General features: G+C 73.4%; 16 protein-coding genes and 1 riboswitch. Of the genes, 8 read left to right on the forward strand and 8 right to left on the reverse strand.

The window, feature by feature from the left end; all coding sequences use genetic code 11:
- Positions 1-196 precede the first annotated feature (196 nt).
- Positions 197-417, forward strand: a riboswitch (cobalamin riboswitch).
- 254 nt (positions 418-671) lie between these two features.
- From ABD056_RS04105 to ABD056_RS04125, 5 genes are all read left to right on the forward strand, one after another.
- Positions 672-2,600, forward strand: a complete 1,929-nt coding sequence (locus tag ABD056_RS04105; RefSeq protein WP_343864681.1) for a TonB-dependent receptor plug domain-containing protein — start codon at positions 672-674, stop codon at positions 2,598-2,600.
- A 15-nt stretch (positions 2,601-2,615) separates the two neighbouring features.
- Entirely contained in the window at positions 2,616-3,185 is a 570-nt protein-coding gene (locus ABD056_RS04110; protein ID WP_343864683.1) for a DUF7676 family protein, read from the forward strand.
- Positions 3,186-3,259: 74 nt separating this feature from the next.
- Positions 3,260-4,015 carry an ABC transporter substrate-binding protein gene (locus tag ABD056_RS04115; RefSeq protein WP_343864685.1) on the forward strand — a complete coding sequence of 252 codons (756 nt, stop codon included), beginning with the start codon at positions 3,260-3,262 and terminating at the stop codon, positions 4,013-4,015.
- A complete protein-coding gene (locus tag ABD056_RS04120) occupies positions 4,012-5,016 on the forward strand; it encodes a FecCD family ABC transporter permease (RefSeq protein WP_343864687.1) in 1,005 nt (334 codons plus the stop codon). The genes ABD056_RS04115 and ABD056_RS04120 overlap by 4 nt, the downstream gene beginning before the upstream one ends.
- Positions 5,013-5,822 (forward strand): ABC transporter ATP-binding protein, encoded by an 810-nt coding sequence (locus ABD056_RS04125; protein WP_343864689.1) that lies wholly within the window; start codon positions 5,013-5,015, stop codon positions 5,820-5,822. The genes ABD056_RS04120 and ABD056_RS04125 overlap by 4 nt, the downstream gene beginning before the upstream one ends.
- On the opposite strand, the gene ABD056_RS04130 is transcribed toward ABD056_RS04125, so the two are convergent.
- The 6 genes from ABD056_RS04130 to ABD056_RS04155 all read right to left on the reverse strand — a co-directional run bounded on the left by ABD056_RS04130 (position 5,816) and on the right by ABD056_RS04155 (position 11,552).
- Complete coding sequence (locus ABD056_RS04130) at positions 5,816-7,213, reverse strand: ABC transporter ATP-binding protein (RefSeq protein WP_343864691.1); 1,398 nt, start codon at positions 7,211-7,213, stop codon at positions 5,816-5,818. The two genes, ABD056_RS04125 and ABD056_RS04130, sit on opposite strands and share 7 nt — an antisense overlap.
- Positions 7,210-8,064 carry an ABC transporter permease gene (locus ABD056_RS04135; protein ID WP_343864693.1) on the reverse strand — a complete coding sequence of 285 codons (855 nt, stop codon included), beginning with the start codon at positions 8,062-8,064 and terminating at the stop codon, positions 7,210-7,212. Before ABD056_RS04135 ends, ABD056_RS04130 begins: the two co-directional genes overlap by 4 nt.
- The gene (locus tag ABD056_RS04140) at positions 8,061-8,996 is read right to left on the reverse strand and encodes an ABC transporter permease (RefSeq protein ID WP_343864694.1); all 936 of its coding nucleotides are present in this window, start codon (positions 8,994-8,996) and stop codon (positions 8,061-8,063) included. Before ABD056_RS04140 ends, ABD056_RS04135 begins: the two co-directional genes overlap by 4 nt.
- Positions 8,993-10,534 (reverse strand): ABC transporter substrate-binding protein, encoded by a 1,542-nt coding sequence (locus tag ABD056_RS04145; RefSeq protein WP_343864695.1) that lies wholly within the window; start codon positions 10,532-10,534, stop codon positions 8,993-8,995. The genes ABD056_RS04140 and ABD056_RS04145 overlap by 4 nt, the downstream gene beginning before the upstream one ends.
- A 113-nt stretch (positions 10,535-10,647) precedes the next feature.
- Positions 10,648-11,109, reverse strand: a complete 462-nt coding sequence (locus ABD056_RS04150; RefSeq protein WP_343864697.1) for a GNAT family N-acetyltransferase — start codon at positions 11,107-11,109, stop codon at positions 10,648-10,650.
- Positions 11,110-11,135: 26 nt separating this feature from the next.
- Positions 11,136-11,552, reverse strand: coding sequence for a nuclear transport factor 2 family protein (locus ABD056_RS04155; protein WP_343864699.1), 417 nt, complete (start codon positions 11,550-11,552; stop codon positions 11,136-11,138).
- A gap of 76 nt (positions 11,553-11,628) precedes the next feature.
- On the opposite strand from ABD056_RS04155, the gene ABD056_RS04160 reads away from it, so the two are divergent.
- Positions 11,629-12,435, forward strand: a complete 807-nt coding sequence (locus ABD056_RS04160) for an AraC family transcriptional regulator (RefSeq protein ID WP_343864701.1) — start codon at positions 11,629-11,631, stop codon at positions 12,433-12,435.
- Here the strand turns inward: ABD056_RS04160 and ABD056_RS04165 are convergent.
- Together ABD056_RS04165 and ABD056_RS04170 are read right to left on the reverse strand one after the other, a co-directional pair.
- Positions 12,429-12,848: a DUF2141 domain-containing protein gene (locus tag ABD056_RS04165; RefSeq protein ID WP_343864703.1), complete on the reverse strand. Its 420-nt coding sequence runs from the start codon at positions 12,846-12,848 to the stop codon at positions 12,429-12,431. The genes ABD056_RS04160 and ABD056_RS04165 overlap by 7 nt on opposite strands.
- Positions 12,845-13,348: a ferritin-like domain-containing protein gene (locus ABD056_RS04170; protein WP_343864705.1), complete on the reverse strand. Its 504-nt coding sequence runs from the start codon at positions 13,346-13,348 to the stop codon at positions 12,845-12,847. The genes ABD056_RS04165 and ABD056_RS04170 overlap by 4 nt, the downstream gene beginning before the upstream one ends.
- 271 nt (positions 13,349-13,619) lie before the next feature.
- On the opposite strand from ABD056_RS04170, the gene ABD056_RS04175 reads away from it, so the two are divergent.
- Both ABD056_RS04175 and ABD056_RS04180 read left to right on the forward strand, forming a co-directional pair.
- Complete coding sequence (locus ABD056_RS04175; RefSeq protein WP_343864707.1) at positions 13,620-14,060, forward strand: DUF2946 family protein; 441 nt, start codon at positions 13,620-13,622, stop codon at positions 14,058-14,060.
- Positions 14,061-14,112: 52 nt separating this feature from the next.
- Complete coding sequence (locus ABD056_RS04180) at positions 14,113-14,334, forward strand: hypothetical protein (RefSeq protein ID WP_343864709.1); 222 nt, start codon at positions 14,113-14,115, stop codon at positions 14,332-14,334.
- Positions 14,335-14,337: the final 3 nt, after the last annotated feature.

Here is a 14,337-nt window from a genome sequence, read left to right on the forward strand (position 1 = left end):
TTCCTCCGCCAGCAGCGCCGCCAGGGCCGCCGCCACCTCATGCGGCGGGGCGAAGCCGGCGTAGAGCGGGTCGGCCTCGTGCAGCAGGCAGGGCGGGCTGGCGGGGTCGCCGGGCGGCTCGGCCGGGTGGGTCACCACGTCCTCCCTCTCCCTTTGCGTCGCACAGCCGCCGGTTGACATTGGCTGCCCGCCAGGGTACCTGAAAACGGTCTACGGTTCCTCATACGGTGGAAACGCCGGAGGATTAAAAGGGAACGACGGAAGAGGCCGACTCGGTCGAGGGCCTTGTGCCGTGGCTGTCCCCGCAACTGTGAGCGGTGAGGCCTGCGTCTCATGCCACTGGCGCCCCGGCGCCGGGAAGGCGACGCAGGTCGGCGATCCGCGAGCCAGGAGACCTGCCGCAGACAGCGTCACCATACCTTCGATCGGGGTGTGTCGAGGGTGCGGGCAGCCGTTGCGGTGACGCGCCCATCGACGTCACCGTGGCGCCCCGGACGCAGAGCCTTCCGCTTCTGATTTCGGCCGTCGCGGCCATCCCGTGTCCCCAGGCCCGGCCGTTGCGCGCCGGCCGACGGACGCGGCCGACGTCCGTCGTCCATCCGCCCGGATCGACGCCGGCACCGCCCCCGCGCGCCCGGCCGATCCGCAGGAAGCAAGGCCGCCGACCCATCATGCGCCAGCGTTCCGTTCCAACGCCTGCCCTCGCCTTCGCCCTCGCCGCCGCCCTGCCCGTTTCCGCCGCCGTGGCGGACGACGGTCAGCCGACCCGCGTGGTGCTGACCGACCCCACCTACACCGCCGATCTGCCGCCCCTGCGGGTGACGGCGCCGCCGCCGCTCGGCGTGCCGCAAGCGCTGGCCGCCACCGCCGTCACCGAGGTCACCGCCGCCGACATCGAGGCCCGTCAGATCCGCCGGCTGGAAGATGCCCTGCGGCTGGCGCCGGGCGTCACCATCTCCGGCCAGCGCGGCATGGGGCAGCCGGCATCGGTCACCATCCGCGGCCTCGCCCCCCGCAACGTGCGGGTGTTCATCGACGGCATCGAGATGAGCGACACCAGCCAGAGCCAGTCGCAATACCCGATCAGCGAGCTGACCATGGCCGACCTCGCCCGCATCGACGTGCTGCGCGGGCCGCAGCCGGGCCGCTTCGGCGCCGACACCGGCGGCGGCGTCATCAACATCGTCACCAAGCGCCCGACCGAGCCGCTGGCCGGCGAGGTCAGCGCCGAATACGGCAGCTACGACACCAGCCGCGCCCGCGCCAGCGTCTCCGGCCTGCAGGGGCCGGTGGACTTCCGCCTGTCGGCGGCCGGCACCCATGCCCTCGGCTACTCCGACTTCAACGGCAGGCGCGGCGGCGATGCCGAAGACCCCTACCGCCAGTGGTCGCTGGCCGGCAGCCTCGGCCTGCAGGCGTCGGACCGGCTGCGCTTCGACGCCACCGCCCGCTACCAGCGGGAAGACCTCTTCTATGACGCCAACACCGCCGACCGCGACTGGAACCGCGACGAGACGGAACGCTTCCTGCGCCTCGCCACCACGCTGGAGACCTTCGACAACACCCTGACCCATGTGCTGGGCGTGTCGGACACCGCCATCACCCGCCAGTACTGGGGCTTCGGTACCGCCGGCGACACCTATGACGGCTACAAGACCCGCCTCGACTACGTCGCCACCTGGGCGGCGAGCGAGCGGGTGACGGTGGAAGCCGGCCTCGACGCCACCCAGGAGCGCATGGAGCAGCACACCCCCGGCTTCGCCCCCGACGCGCCGGTCATGGAGGCCGACTTCTGGAAGACCGGCGCCTTCGCCACCCTCGGCGTCACGCCGCTGGACGGCCTCGACCTCTCGGCCACCCTGCGCGGCGACGATCACCAGGAGTTCGGCAGCAAGGCGACGTGGCGCCTCGGCGCCGCCTACCGCATCGAGCCGACCGCCACCACCCTGCGCGCCAGCTACGGCACCGCCTGGCAGACGCCGAGCCTTTACGAGCGGTTCGACCCCTGCTACGGCGCCGCCGACCTGCGCCCGGAACGCAGCCGCGGCTGGGACGTCGGCATCGACCAGGACCTGGCCGGCGACCGCCTGACCGCCGGCGTCACCTATTTCCGCACCAGCACCCGCGACGAGATCGACTGGCAGTGGACGCCGCCGACCTCCGCCGCCTGCTCCGGCGGCAGCTATGTGAACGTCAACCGCACGCGGGTGGAAGGGATCGAGGCGACCTTGGCGGCCAAGCCGCTGCCGACCGTCGACGCTAGCCTGTCCTACACCTGGCAGAACGCCGTCGATGACGAGCGCGACGTCCGCCTGCGCAACCGTCCGCTGCACCAGGCCACCGCCGCCCTCGGCTGGCAGTTCGTGCCGGAGGCCACCGCCACCCTGTCGCTGCGCTACCGCGACCAGACGCAGAACAAGTACTCCGGGGAGTCCAGCGACGAGTTCTGGACCGCTGATCTCGCCCTTCGTTACGCCGTCACCGACAGCGTCTCCCTGCATGGCCGCGTCGAGAACCTGTTCGACGCCGATTACGAGGAAGAGGTCGGCTACGGCACCCCCGGCCGCTCCGCCTACGCCGGCATCACCGTGAAGTTCTGAAGGAGAACCACAGCCATGACCGCATCGACCATCACGGAAGAGGCCGGCGTCGGCCGGGTGGAAATCTTCGCCCTGCCCACCGACCAGGACACCCTGTTCGCCGTGCTGAAGGACGTGTTCGAAAACTGGTGGGATCAGGTGGCCTTCGGCACCCTGGTGCAAGGCGCCGTGTTCGAGATCCACGCCCCCAACGCGCCGCGCAAGGTGGGGGTGCTGGACGGCTACCTCACCGTCGACTTCGGCGCCTGGCACTTCCACGTCTGCATCGGCGAGAACAAGGGCACCCGCCGCTCGCCGGTGGAGGAGGAGCTGGCGCGCATCCGCCGCACCGCGCGGGCGGAGATGATCCGCATCCTGGCCGCCGAGGACCGGCCGCGCAGCTGGCAGCTGCGGCTGTTCAACGGCAAGGGGGAGAACCAGCTGACGGTGTTCTTCCCCCACCCCTTCCTCGACCCCGGCGACCGCGTGCGCAAGGACCCGGACTGGAGCCGCCTGACCATGTGGGACAGCTTCCGCCAGCGCTACCTCGGTCTGCCGCCCGATCCGCGCGACCGGCAGGCGCACGGCTTCCCATGCGGCGGCTGACCCTGGCCCTGGGGGGGGGGGGGGGGGGGGCTGGGGGCCCCCGCCCCGCCGTCGCGGCCCCGCCGGCCCAGGCCTTGCCTCGGGTCGCCTCCGCCACCGTCTGCGCCGATCAGATGGTGCTGGCCCTGGCGGCGCCGGAGCAGATCGCCGCCCTGTCGCCCGATGCCGCCTCGCCCTGGCTGTCGCTGCTGGCCGACCGCGCCGCCGGCCTGCCCCTGCTGCGGCCGAGCGCCGAGGGCTACCTCGCCGCCGGGGCGGAGGTGGTCATCACCAATGCCTGGAGCGAGGCGCAGACCGCCGCCCTGCTGGAACGCTTCGGCCTCACCGTGATCCGCCTGCCGCTGGCGGAGGACATGGACAGCGTCGTCGCCAGCATCCGCGAGGTCGCCGCCGTCCTCGGCCAGTCCGAGCGGGGCGAGGCGCTGGTGGCGGCGGTGCGGCAGAAGATCGCCGCCGTCGAGGCCGCGCCCAACGGCGGCGGACGGCTCGGCCTCTACCTGCGTCCCGATGGCGGCACCGCCGCCGCCGGCAGTTTCGTCGCCACCCTGATGGACACCGCCGGCCTGCGCAATCAGGCGACCGAACAAGGTTTGAGCGGCTGGAGCAGCTATGACCTGGAGCGGTTCATCGCCGCCCCGCCGGAGGTGATCGTGACCAGCTTCTTCGAAAGCCCCCACCGCAGCAGGAACGGCGGCTTCGGCAATCATCCCGCCTTCCTCCGTCGGGCCGCTGCCCTGCCGGAAGCCCACGTGCCCGGCGCCTACTGGGTCTGCGCCGGCTGGATCCTGGCCGAGGCGGCGGAGCGTCTGAACCGGGAGCTGGCGCCATGACCGCCGCCGCCCTGCCGCAAGGCCGCCTGCTGCTGGTGCTGGCCGTCGTCGCCATCGGGGCGGCGGTGGCCGGCTTGCTGGTCGGCTATGTCGCCTACGACCCCGCCGCCGTCGCCGGGGCGCTGATGGGGCTCGGGGATGAGCGGCTGGCCGCCATCGTCCACGAGGTCCGCCTGCCGCGCGTGCTGCTGGCGCTGGAGGTGGGGGCGGCGCTCGGCCTCGCCGGGGCCGCCTTGCAGGGCCTGCTGCGCAACCCGCTGGCCGAGCCGGGACTGATCGGCGTCTCGGCCAGCGCCGGCCTCGGCGCCGTCATCGCCTTCCACTTCGGGCTGGTCGCGGTCAGCCAATGGGCGGTGCCCCTGGCCGCCATGGCCGGGGCGGCGGCGACCACGGTCATCCTGCTGATGATCGCCCGCCGCACCGCCGGCAGCCTGACGCTCATCCTCTCCGGCGTGGCGGTGTCGAGCCTGGCGGTGGCGCTGACGTCGCTGGCGCTCAATCTGGCGCCCAACCCCTATGCCCTGTCGGAAATGATGCTGTGGCTGCTGGGGTCGCTGAAGGACCGCTCCATGGACCATGTGGTGCTGGCGCTGCCCTTCCTGCTGGTGGGCGGTGCCCTGCTGCTGACCAGCGGGCGCGGGCTGGATGCCCTCAGCCTGGGGGAGGAAGCGGCGCAGACCCTCGGCATAGACCTCACCCGCCTGCGCCTCGCCGTCATCCTCGGCACCGCCCTGGTGGTGGGGGCGGCGGTGGCGGTGGCCGGCTCCATCGGCTTCGTCGGCCTGGTGGTGCCGCACATGCTGCGCCCCTTCGTCGGCCACGAGCCGCGCCGCCTGCTGCTGCCGAGCGCGCTGGGCGGGGCCGCCCTGGTGGCGACGGCCGACATCGTCTCCCGCCTGCTGCCGACCAACCAGGAGGTGATGGTGGGGGTGGTGACGGCCCTGATCGGGGCGCCGTTCTTCCTCGTCCTCGTGCTGCGCCTGAACCGGAGGTTGCCATGACCGCCCTCACCGCGCGCGCCGTCACCGTCGAGGTCGCCGGCGGCCGCCGCCTGCTGGAAGCGGTATCCGTGTCCCTGCCGGCCGGCCGCCTGACCGGCATCATCGGCCCCAACGGCGCCGGCAAGTCCACCCTGCTGCGGGTGCTGGCCGGGGTGACGGAGCCCGCCGCCGGCACCCTCGCCCACGCCGGCAGGCCCCTGCCGCGGCCGGGATCGCGGGCGCGGGCGCGGCTGATCGGCTTCCTGCCGCAGGGCCATGCCGTCCACTGGCCGCTGACGGTGCGGCGCACGGTGGCACTCGGCCGCCTGCCCCACCTGCACGCCTGGCAGAGCCGCCTCGGCCCCGCCGACGAGGCGGCGGTGGCGGCGGCGCTCGACCGCACCAGCACCGCCGCCCTTGCCGATGCGACGGTGGAGACGTTGTCCGGCGGCGAGCGGGCGCGGGTGATGCTGGCGCGGGTGCTGGTGACGGAAACGCCGGTGCTGCTGGCCGACGAGCCGGCGGCGGCGCTCGACCCCCGCCACCAGCTGGCGGTGATGGGCCTGCTGCGGGAGGAAGCCCACCGCGCCGGCCGGGCGGTAGCGGTGGTACTGCACGACCTGTCGCTGGCCGCCCGCTACTGCGACGACCTGATCCTGCTGGCCGAGGGCCGGGTGCTGGCGGCCGGCGTGGCGGCGGCGGCGCTCGCCTCGCCGGCGCTGGAGGAAGCCTATGGCGTCCGCTTCGCCCGCAGCCGGGTGGACGGCGCCGCCGTCGTCACCCCGCTGGAGCCGCACGCGCCGCCGCCCCTCGCCGCCGCTCAGTGATCCAGGCGGACGGTGCGGTCGCAGACCTTGTCGACCAGCGCCCGGTCGTGGCTGACCAGGAGCACGGCGCAGCCACGGTCGCGGGCGAGGCCCACCAGCAGGTCCATGGTCTCCTTCTGGGTCATCAGGTCCAGGCGGGAGGTCGGCTCGTCGGCGAACAGGAACACCGGGTCGACCAGCAGCACCCGCAGGATCGCCAGCCGCTGCAGCTCGCCGCCCGAAACCGACCGCGGGTGACGGTCGAGCAGCGCCGGCACCAGCCGCAGGCGGGCCATCAGGGTTTCCACCTCGCTCCAGTCGCGGCGGTGCAGGCGGACCACATCGGTCAGCGCCTGCCGCAGGGTGACGTGCGGCGGGAAGGCGGCCGGCGGGTCCTGGTAGAGCTTCTGCCAGCGCACCCGCGCCGCCGCCGGATCGCGCCACACCGTGCCCCCGTCCGCCGCCAGCAGGCCGAGGCAGATGTCGCCGAGGGTGCTCTTGCCGCAGCCGCTCGGGCCGCAGACGCCGACCACCTCCCCGGCCTCGGCGGTGACCGACAGGTCTTCGAACAGCACCCGGCCGCCACGCTGCTTGCGCAGCCCCTCCGCCCGCAGCACCGGCCCGCCACCGCCCGTGCGGCGCGGCGGCAGCGCCGGCCATGCCGCCGGCTCGGCGGCCAGCAGCCGGCGGGCGTAAGGGTTGGCGGGCGCCGTCAGCACCCGCGCCGCCGGTCCGCTTTCCTCCACCCGGCCGTCGCGGAACACGATGACGTCGCCGCCAAGGGCGCGCGCCACCGCCACGTCGTGGGTGATGGTGAGCAGGCCGCCGCCGTCGTCCACCTCGCGCTTGAGCAGGGCCACCACCTCGTCGCGGCGGTCGTCGTCGAGCGCGCTGGTGGGTTCGTCGGCGATGACCACGCGGGCGCCGCGGGCACGGGCGGCGGCGAAGGCGACGCGCTGCGCCATGCCGCCCGACAGCTGCCCCGGCAGCCGCTCCTCCGCCCCCTCCAGCCCCAGCTGACGCAGGTCGCGACGGGCGTTGGCGGCGGCTTCGGCGGGCGGCGAGCCGGCGACATGGCGATAGGTTTCCGCCACCTGCGCCGCCGCCTTCATGGTGGGGTCGAGGGCGAGCCACGGTTCCTGCGGCAGCAGCGAGATCTGCCGCCCCCACCGGGCGCGGCGCTGCCGCGGCGACAGGCTGCCGACATCCTGGCCGAGCAGGCGGATGCCGCCTTCGGCCCGCAGGCCCGCCGGCAGGGTGCCCATGACCGCCTGGGCCAGCAGGCTCTTGCCCGATCCGGTCTCGCCCAGGATGGTCAGCGGCCGCCCGGCGGTGAGGGTCAGGCTGGTGGGATGGACGATGGCATCGGCCGAAGCCACCGCCACCTCCGTCAGGTCCAGCAGTACGGTCATCGCGGGTCCTTTCCGGCCAGCAGGATGAGGCCCAGCACCAGCAGGAACACCACCGCGATGGGCTGCAGCAGCGCCCATGGCGCCTCGTAGTGATAGGGCAGCAGTTCGGTCATCATCAGGCCCAGTTCGGCGGTGGGCGGACGCAGGCCGACGCTGACGAAGCCCAGGGCGGCGATGGCCATGATGGCGGTGGCGCCGCCGAAGGCCCCGAGGGTCAGCACCATGGGCGCCAGCTCCGGCCACAGGTGGCGGCGGACGATGTACAGCGGCCCGAAGCCCAGCAGGCGCGATGCCTCGATCTGCGGCGAGGTGACCAGGGTGCGGGTGGTGGCCCGCACCAGCCGGAAGTACTCGATCCACAGCACCAGCGCGATGCCGACATACAGCGCCCAGAACGAGCCGGGGGCGATGGCCACCATCAGCAGCACCAGCAGCAGGCCCGGCAGCGCCAGGAAGGCGTCCGACAGCACCACCAGCAGGCGGTCGACCCAGCCGCCGCGCCAGCCGGCCAGGATGCCGAGCAGCACGCCGGGCACCGCCGCCGTCAGCACGCCCATGAGCGCGAGACCGAGCGACAGCCGCACCGCCGCCGCCAGCCGCGCCAGCAGGCTGCGGCCGAGGTGGTCGGTGCCGAGGGGCGCCTCCAGGCTTGGCGGCACCAGGGTGCGCAGCAGGTCCTGGCGGGCCGGGTCGGCATCGCTGATCAGCGGCGCGCCCCAGGCGAAGACGGCCAGCAGCGCCAGCAGGCCGGCACCGACCAGCCGCCGGCCACTCAGCACCGGCCCGCCGCCGGCGCCGGGACGCAGGCGGGCGCCGAGGCCGCGCAGGGTGAGGGTTGCGGGCGTCGTCATGCGGCGCGCCTCCTCGGATCGATGACGTGGCACAAGAGGTCCACTCCGGCGTTGAGCAGCACGAACATCAGGCCCATGACCAGGGCGGTGCCCTGGATCATCGGCACGTCGCGGGCGACGATGGCATGCACCAGGGCGTGGCCGATGCCGGGCCAGGCGAACAGGGTTTCGACCACCACCACGCCCTCGATCAGGTAGACGAACTGCACCCCCTGGTAGGCCACTACCGGCACGCCGACGTTGCGCAGCCCGTGGCGCAGGAACAGAATGCCCTCGCCCAGGCCCTTGGTGCGGCCGAAGGCGTAGTAGGGGCTGGCCGCCACCGCCGCCATGGCATCGCGGGCCACCCGGCTCGACACCGCCGCCAGACAGATGGCGAGCGTCAGGGCCGGCAGCACGGTATGGGCGACGGTTCCATGGCCGGCGGCCGGCAGCCAGCGCAACTGCACCGCCACCACCATCACCAGCAGGATGCCGATGACGAAATGCGGCAGCGCCCGCGCCACCAGGGCGGCCGACAGCAGCCCGCGGTCGAGCAGCCCGCCCGGCCGCAGCCCGGCCAGCACGCCGAGCGGCGGGCCGAGCAGCAGCGACAGCACCACCGCCGCCGCCGCCAGTTGCAGCGAGTGGCCGAGTTGATGGCGGATCTCGTCAATCACCGGCTCGCCGCTCACCAGCGACCGGCCGAGGTCGAACCGCACCAGATCCCACAGCCATTGGCCGAGGGCGGCCAGCGCCGGGCGGTCGAGCCCCAGTTCCGCCCGCACGGCGGCGGCGGCGGCGGCATCCACCCAGTCGTAGCCGTAGCGGCCGGCGGCGATGCGAAAGGCCATGTCCCCCGGCAGGGCGCGGACCAGCACGAAGGTCAGCACCCCCACCATCAGGGCGACAAGCCCGGCCTGCACCAGGCGATAGCCGAGCAGCCGGATCACGGCGCCCACCGCAGGCGGGAGAGGCCGTAGGTGCGCTCGAACGGGTCGATGACGAAGCCGTCCAGGCTGCGCGACACCGCCGCCGTCTGCTGGTACCAGGTGACCGGAATGACCGGCAGCGCCGCATCCAGGATGGCCGCGGCCTCCTGCTGCAGGGCCAGGCGGTCGGCGTCGTCGCCGACGCCGCGCACCAGCGTCGCCAGGATTTCGGTCAGGCGCGGATCGGCCCAGTTCATGGCGCCCCAGTCGCCGCCGGCCGGGGCGTAGTCCTGCAGCAGGGTGCCGAGCGGGTCGGGCACCAGCGCCAGATTGCGGGCCAGCAGCGCCAGCTCCAGGCTGCCGTCGCGATGGCCGGCGGGGATCTCGCTGGAGTTGCCGACCGCCACCTGCAGGTCGATGCCGACCTCGCGCAGCTGGGCCTGGATGGCAGTGGCGAGCAGCGGCAGTTCCGGCCGGTCGGGGAAGGTGCGCAGGGTGACGCGGAAGGGCTGGCCGTCCTTCACCAGCATGCCGTCGCCGCCCGTCTGCCAGCCCAGGTCTGCCAGCAGCGCCGCCGCCCGCTGCGGATCGGCCTTGGCGGCCGGGGCCTCGGCAAGGTGCCAGCCGGCGAGGCTCGGCGGGAACAGTTGGGCGGCGGCGGCTTCCGGCTCGCGCAGGATGGCGGTGGCGATGGCCGTCCGGTCTATGGCGGCGCTGATCGCCTGGCGGGCGCGCGGGTCCGCCAGCAGCGGATGCGCGGCGTTCACCTTCATGGTGACGGTGCGGGGGATCGCCTCGGCGTGGATGGTCAGGCCGTCGTTGCGGGCGAGCCGGGCGCGGCTGGCGGGATCAAGGGTGAAGACGATGTCGGCATCGCCGCTTTCCGCCATCATGGCGCGGGTTTCGCCACGGCCGGCAGCGAGGTAGGAGATGCGCTCGATGGCCGCCGGCTCGCCCCAGTAGCCGTCGAAGCGCACCGCCGTCAGCTTCTGCGGCGGCTGCAGCTGGTCCAGGCGGTAGGGGCCGGTGCCGATCACCTGCGTCACCTCACCGGCATCGGTATAGGACGCCGGCGCCAGGATCTGGTTGGCGGTGCCGGCCAGCGCCGCCGGCAGCGGCGAGAACGGCTCGCGCAGGCGCACCATCACGGCCCCGCCCTGGGCGGCGATCTCCTCCACCGGCGCCTGGGCCAGGATGCCCGGCTTGCCGAGGGCATGGCGCAGGGCGGTGGCAGCGGCCTCGGCGGTGAGCGGGCTGCCGTCGTGGAACCGCACGCCCTCGCGCACCGTGAACAGCCACGTCAGGCCGTCGTCGCTGACCGTCCAGGCGGTGGCAAGGCCCGGAGCCAGGGCCCCCGCCGGATCGGCCTCCACCAGCGTCTCGGCGATCTGCAGGCGGGTGAAGACGTAGCCATGCTTGGACGGGTCGAGGCTGCCGATTTCCCACGGCGCCACCACATCCAGCACCTGATCGCGAGGCGCGGCGGCGGCACCGGCGGCAAGGCCCGACAGGCCGAGGCCGGCGGCAAGCATGATGGCTCCCAGGGCGCGAAGGCGCATTCTTTTCCCTCTCGGTGGATTACAGGCGGGGCGAGATGATAATGATAATCCTTCGCAGCTCAAGGCGCGACAGAGAGGGAATAACATGTTATAACATAACTTTTGTCATCCGACTAAAGACAGACCCGCTCCCGGTGGCGCTCCAGCACCAGGAAGCCGTCGTCATCCTGCCCCGCCGGGCGGAAGCCGGCGTGCTGCAGGCATCGGAGGGCGGCGAGGTTGTCGGGCTCCACGGTCGCCACCAGCACCGCATGGGCGCTGCCCGGACCGTCGGCGAAGGTGTCCAGCACCCGGCGGCCGAGGCCGGCGTGGCGGCACTCGCGGCGGACGGCGATGGCGATGACGGCGCGGCCGGGACCATCCCGGTCGGCCTGCATCAACGCGAGCGCCGGCCCGCCGCCGACCGGCCGCACCACCCAGGCCGCGGCCTCGGTGCCGCCGCTGACGTGGGCGAGCCAGTCGGGAGTCGGCGCCTCCAGCCGGCGCGCCAGGTCGGCATCGGCAAACCACGACTCCAGGTCGGGCAGGTCGGAGGCGGTGACGGGATGGAAAGCCAGGGGCTGCGGGTGCGGCATGATCGTCCTCGGGCGTGCGGGTGCGGTCAGGCGGCGGCGGTGGTGGTGGTGCCGAGCGAGCCTAGGTCGGCATCCCCCGCGGCACCGTCAAGCACCCGCGTCAGTTCATCCACCAGGGCGATGCGGCCGTCGCGCAGGACATAGACCGCCACCACCTTGATGCGGCTGCGGGTGCCGTCGCGCTTCTCGGCCTCGGCGATGTGGACGGTGGCGGCGGTGGTGCCGTCGCTGACCACGTGCTCGATGGTGATGTTCAGGCGACGCAGCACCGCCTGCAGGGCGCGGAAGTGGTCCAGGAAGGCGGTCAGGTCCAGCTGCTTGCCGTCGACGTGCTGGATGTAATCGGGGGTGAAGAACCGGGCCAACTTCGCGGCGCTGGTGTCGGGCTGGCAGAAGGCGGCAAACATGGTCGTGATGAGGGCAATGCTGTCTTGCGGCGTCATGGGCTGCCTCGTATTGACGGGACGGATGCGGCAAGACTAGACACCGCCGCCCGGCGCCGCTAACGCTGTGAAGACAATGAGTGTGCAGCTGACGCCAGATCGCCCCCTGCTCCCGCCCCACCGGGCTGCCGCCCCGGCGCCGCTGCTGGTCACCGCCCGCCGCCGCCAGGGGGCGGCGCGGGACACCGCCCTGCACCGCCACCCGCGCGGGCAGTTGCTCGGCACCCTGGGCGGCCTGCTGACCGTGACCACCGCCACCGGCACCATGGTGCTGCCGCCGGTGAGCGCCCTGTGGCTGCCGCCCGGCGCCCCGCACGCGGCGCGCTCCCACGGCCCGTTCGATGGCTGGAGCGTCTATGTGGCGCCGGCCGCCTACGGCGACCTGCCGGCGACGCCGCGGGTGGTGGGCATGAGCGGCCTGCTGCGCGAGGCGGTGCTGCGCGCCTGTTCCTGGCCGCCGGACGGAACCGCCCTGACGCCGGCGCAGGAACGGCTTGCCGGCGACATCCTGGACGAGATCGCCGGGCCGCCGGACGATGCCTTCACCCTGCCGCTGCCGACCGACCCGCGGCTGGCGCGGGTGGCGCAGGCGCTGGCGGCCGATCCGGCGGACGACCGCCCCATGACCGCCCTTTCCGCCGCCGCCTGGGTGGCGCCGCGCACCCTGTCGCGGCGCTTCCCGCAGCAGACCGGCCTCACCTTCGCCGCCTGGCGGCAGCGGGCCCGGCTGCTGCGGGCGCTGGAGCTGCTGGCGGCGGGCACGCCGGTGACCACGGTGGCCTTCGACCTCGGCTACGACAGCGTCAGCAGCTTCATCCGCGCCTTCCGCCTGACCTTCGGCAGCACGCCGGGCCGGTACTTCGACGGCGCCGGCGGTCAGTAGACCAGCCGCACCGCCACCTCGGCCCGACCCTCCGCCACCTGGAAGGCGCAGGCCTCGAACCGCGGCGGGCCGGAGACTTCGGGGTCGTTGCTGAGGCCGTAGCCCTCGGTCGGGATCATGCCGAGGAAGCGGTCCAGGCGGCCGTTGCCGTTCTCGTCATGGTAGACGATGAGGGCATAAGTGCCGGGCGGCAGATCGGGAAAGGTCGTGCCGACCGTGCCGCGCACGGCCGGAAGGGTGGCCGTGGCACGGGCGGCATCCTCGTCGCGGAAGGTGGCGGCGGTGTCGTAGAGTGCCACCCGCAGGGTGCCGTCGGCATGGGTCACGCCGGTGACGCTGACGTGCAGTTCGGCGGCAGCGGCCGGCCCCGCCAGCAGCGCGAGGGCAACGGCGGCGCCAGCCGCGCCGTTCATCGCCCGGCTCCGCAGCCACAGCCACCACCGAAACCGCCGCCGCCGCATCCCCCACCGGCACCGGCACCGGCAAAGTCGAAGGCCGCTACGGCCGTGCCACGCCCGGCACCACCGTCGAGGTGACGGCGGAAGGCCGGCAGGTGCCGGTCCTGCGAGGCATCCCGCAGGGCGATGAACACCCGCGTCACCTCCGGCTCGCCGCGCGCCGCCGCCAGAAGCTGGTCGTAAAGCGCGGCATTCTCCACCTCGGCCGCCACGCCGGCGGCATAGGCCTCAGGCAGCGATGCCGGGGCGGCCACCTGTCCGCTCCAGAGGTCGGCCGGCGGCGTCAGGTCCAGGCGATCGAACTGCCGCAGCAGGGCGGCAGCGTGGCGGCGCTCGGCCTCCACGATGTTCACGAACGGCCGCACCGGGCCGAAGGCCGCCAGCACCGCTTCATAGGTGGCGATGGCCTTGTATTCGTCATCAAGGGCGGCGCTCAGCGCCTCGTGCAGGGACATCGGGAGTCTCCTGTTGAGAATGACTTGCATGACGCCAGTGTGCAGAGCCGTGCCGCCACCCTGCCATGACAATCCGCAATGACCGGAGCGCCCCTCAGGACTTATTTGAATGATCGGAATATGCAGGGACTGACAATGCGCAATGCGCCGCTCCCCCCGGCGGCATAGGATGACACTGCCGGTCGCCGCTCCCCCCGACCTCCCGTGACGGACCCCCGGTCATTCACGGTGGAGTGGCGGCCGCCCCCGTCCCGCCGCCGTGCCGAGAGAGATGAGCACCGTTCTCGCCGTTCCCGCGCTGCCGACCGTCGGCACCCGCCGCCGCCTCATGGGGTGGCTGGGGCTGTCGGTGTTGCTGGTCGGCCTGCTGGCGGCGGCACTGACATCCTCCCGCCTGACGGAACAGCCGCATCCCGGCGCCGAGCTGCCGCTCGGCCAGATCCTCATCTGCACCGGGGCCGGGCTGGCGGTGATCGCCCTCGACGGCAGCCTCACCACCCTGCCCCCGCCGGCCCATCCGGCGGACGACCTGTGCCTGCTGTGCCTGCCGCTGGCGCCCGCCGCGGTGGCACTGGCGGCGGTGGTGCTGCTGATCCTGCCGCCGCCGCGGCCGATGCGTCAGGCCGCGCCGGTGGCAGCCCAGGCGTGGCCGGTGCGGCGGCTGCGGTGCTTCGGCACCACCCGCACGACCCGCGGCCCGCCGACCGCCTGAGCCCCGCGATCGCTTATCACCCCATCATCCGCAGTCATTCGGAGGGATCGCCATGCGCGGCGTTCTCGGAAGCCTGCGCGCCTTCCTCGCCAGCGGCCTGAAGCCGCGCGGCCGACTGGCGCGCGCCATCGTCCCCGTGCTGGTCATCAAGGTCTGCATCGTCGTGCTCGCCAAGGTCTTCGTCTTCGGCGGCGAGCACAAGGTGATCGTCACCCCTGACAGCATGGGCGACCGGCTGACGGCGCCCCTCTCCGTCCCTGCCCGGGAGTCCTGACAC

Origin of the sequence: Caenispirillum bisanense (assembly GCF_039523075.1) — a bacterium.
Lineage (GTDB): Bacteria > Pseudomonadota > Alphaproteobacteria > Rhodospirillales > Rhodospirillaceae > Caenispirillum > Caenispirillum bisanense.

Coding starts and splice junctions, on each gene's coding strand:
- ABD056_RS04165 (WP_343864703.1), bottom strand. CDS start 12,848: ATGAACGGCGCGGCTGGCGCCGCCGTTGCCCTCGCGCTGCTGGCGGGG.
- ABD056_RS04105 (WP_343864681.1), top strand. CDS start 672: ATGCGCCAGCGTTCCGTTCCAACGCCTGCCCTCGCCTTCGCCCTCGCC.
- ABD056_RS04145 (WP_343864695.1), bottom strand. CDS start 10,534: ATGCGCCTTCGCGCCCTGGGAGCCATCATGCTTGCCGCCGGCCTCGGC.
- ABD056_RS04180 (WP_343864709.1), top strand. CDS start 14,113: ATGCGCGGCGTTCTCGGAAGCCTGCGCGCCTTCCTCGCCAGCGGCCTG.
- ABD056_RS04150 (WP_343864697.1), bottom strand. CDS start 11,109: ATGCCGCACCCGCAGCCCCTGGCTTTCCATCCCGTCACCGCCTCCGAC.
- ABD056_RS04110 (WP_343864683.1), top strand. CDS start 2,616: ATGACCGCATCGACCATCACGGAAGAGGCCGGCGTCGGCCGGGTGGAA.
- ABD056_RS04160 (WP_343864701.1), top strand. CDS start 11,629: ATGAGTGTGCAGCTGACGCCAGATCGCCCCCTGCTCCCGCCCCACCGG.
- ABD056_RS04130 (WP_343864691.1), bottom strand. CDS start 7,213: ATGACCGTACTGCTGGACCTGACGGAGGTGGCGGTGGCTTCGGCCGAT.
- ABD056_RS04135 (WP_343864693.1), bottom strand. CDS start 8,064: ATGACGACGCCCGCAACCCTCACCCTGCGCGGCCTCGGCGCCCGCCTG.
- ABD056_RS04155 (WP_343864699.1), bottom strand. CDS start 11,552: ATGACGCCGCAAGACAGCATTGCCCTCATCACGACCATGTTTGCCGCC.
- ABD056_RS04170 (WP_343864705.1), bottom strand. CDS start 13,348: ATGTCCCTGCACGAGGCGCTGAGCGCCGCCCTTGATGACGAATACAAG.
- ABD056_RS04125 (WP_343864689.1), top strand. CDS start 5,013: ATGACCGCCCTCACCGCGCGCGCCGTCACCGTCGAGGTCGCCGGCGGC.
- ABD056_RS04175 (WP_343864707.1), top strand. CDS start 13,620: ATGAGCACCGTTCTCGCCGTTCCCGCGCTGCCGACCGTCGGCACCCGC.
- ABD056_RS04120 (WP_343864687.1), top strand. CDS start 4,012: ATGACCGCCGCCGCCCTGCCGCAAGGCCGCCTGCTGCTGGTGCTGGCC.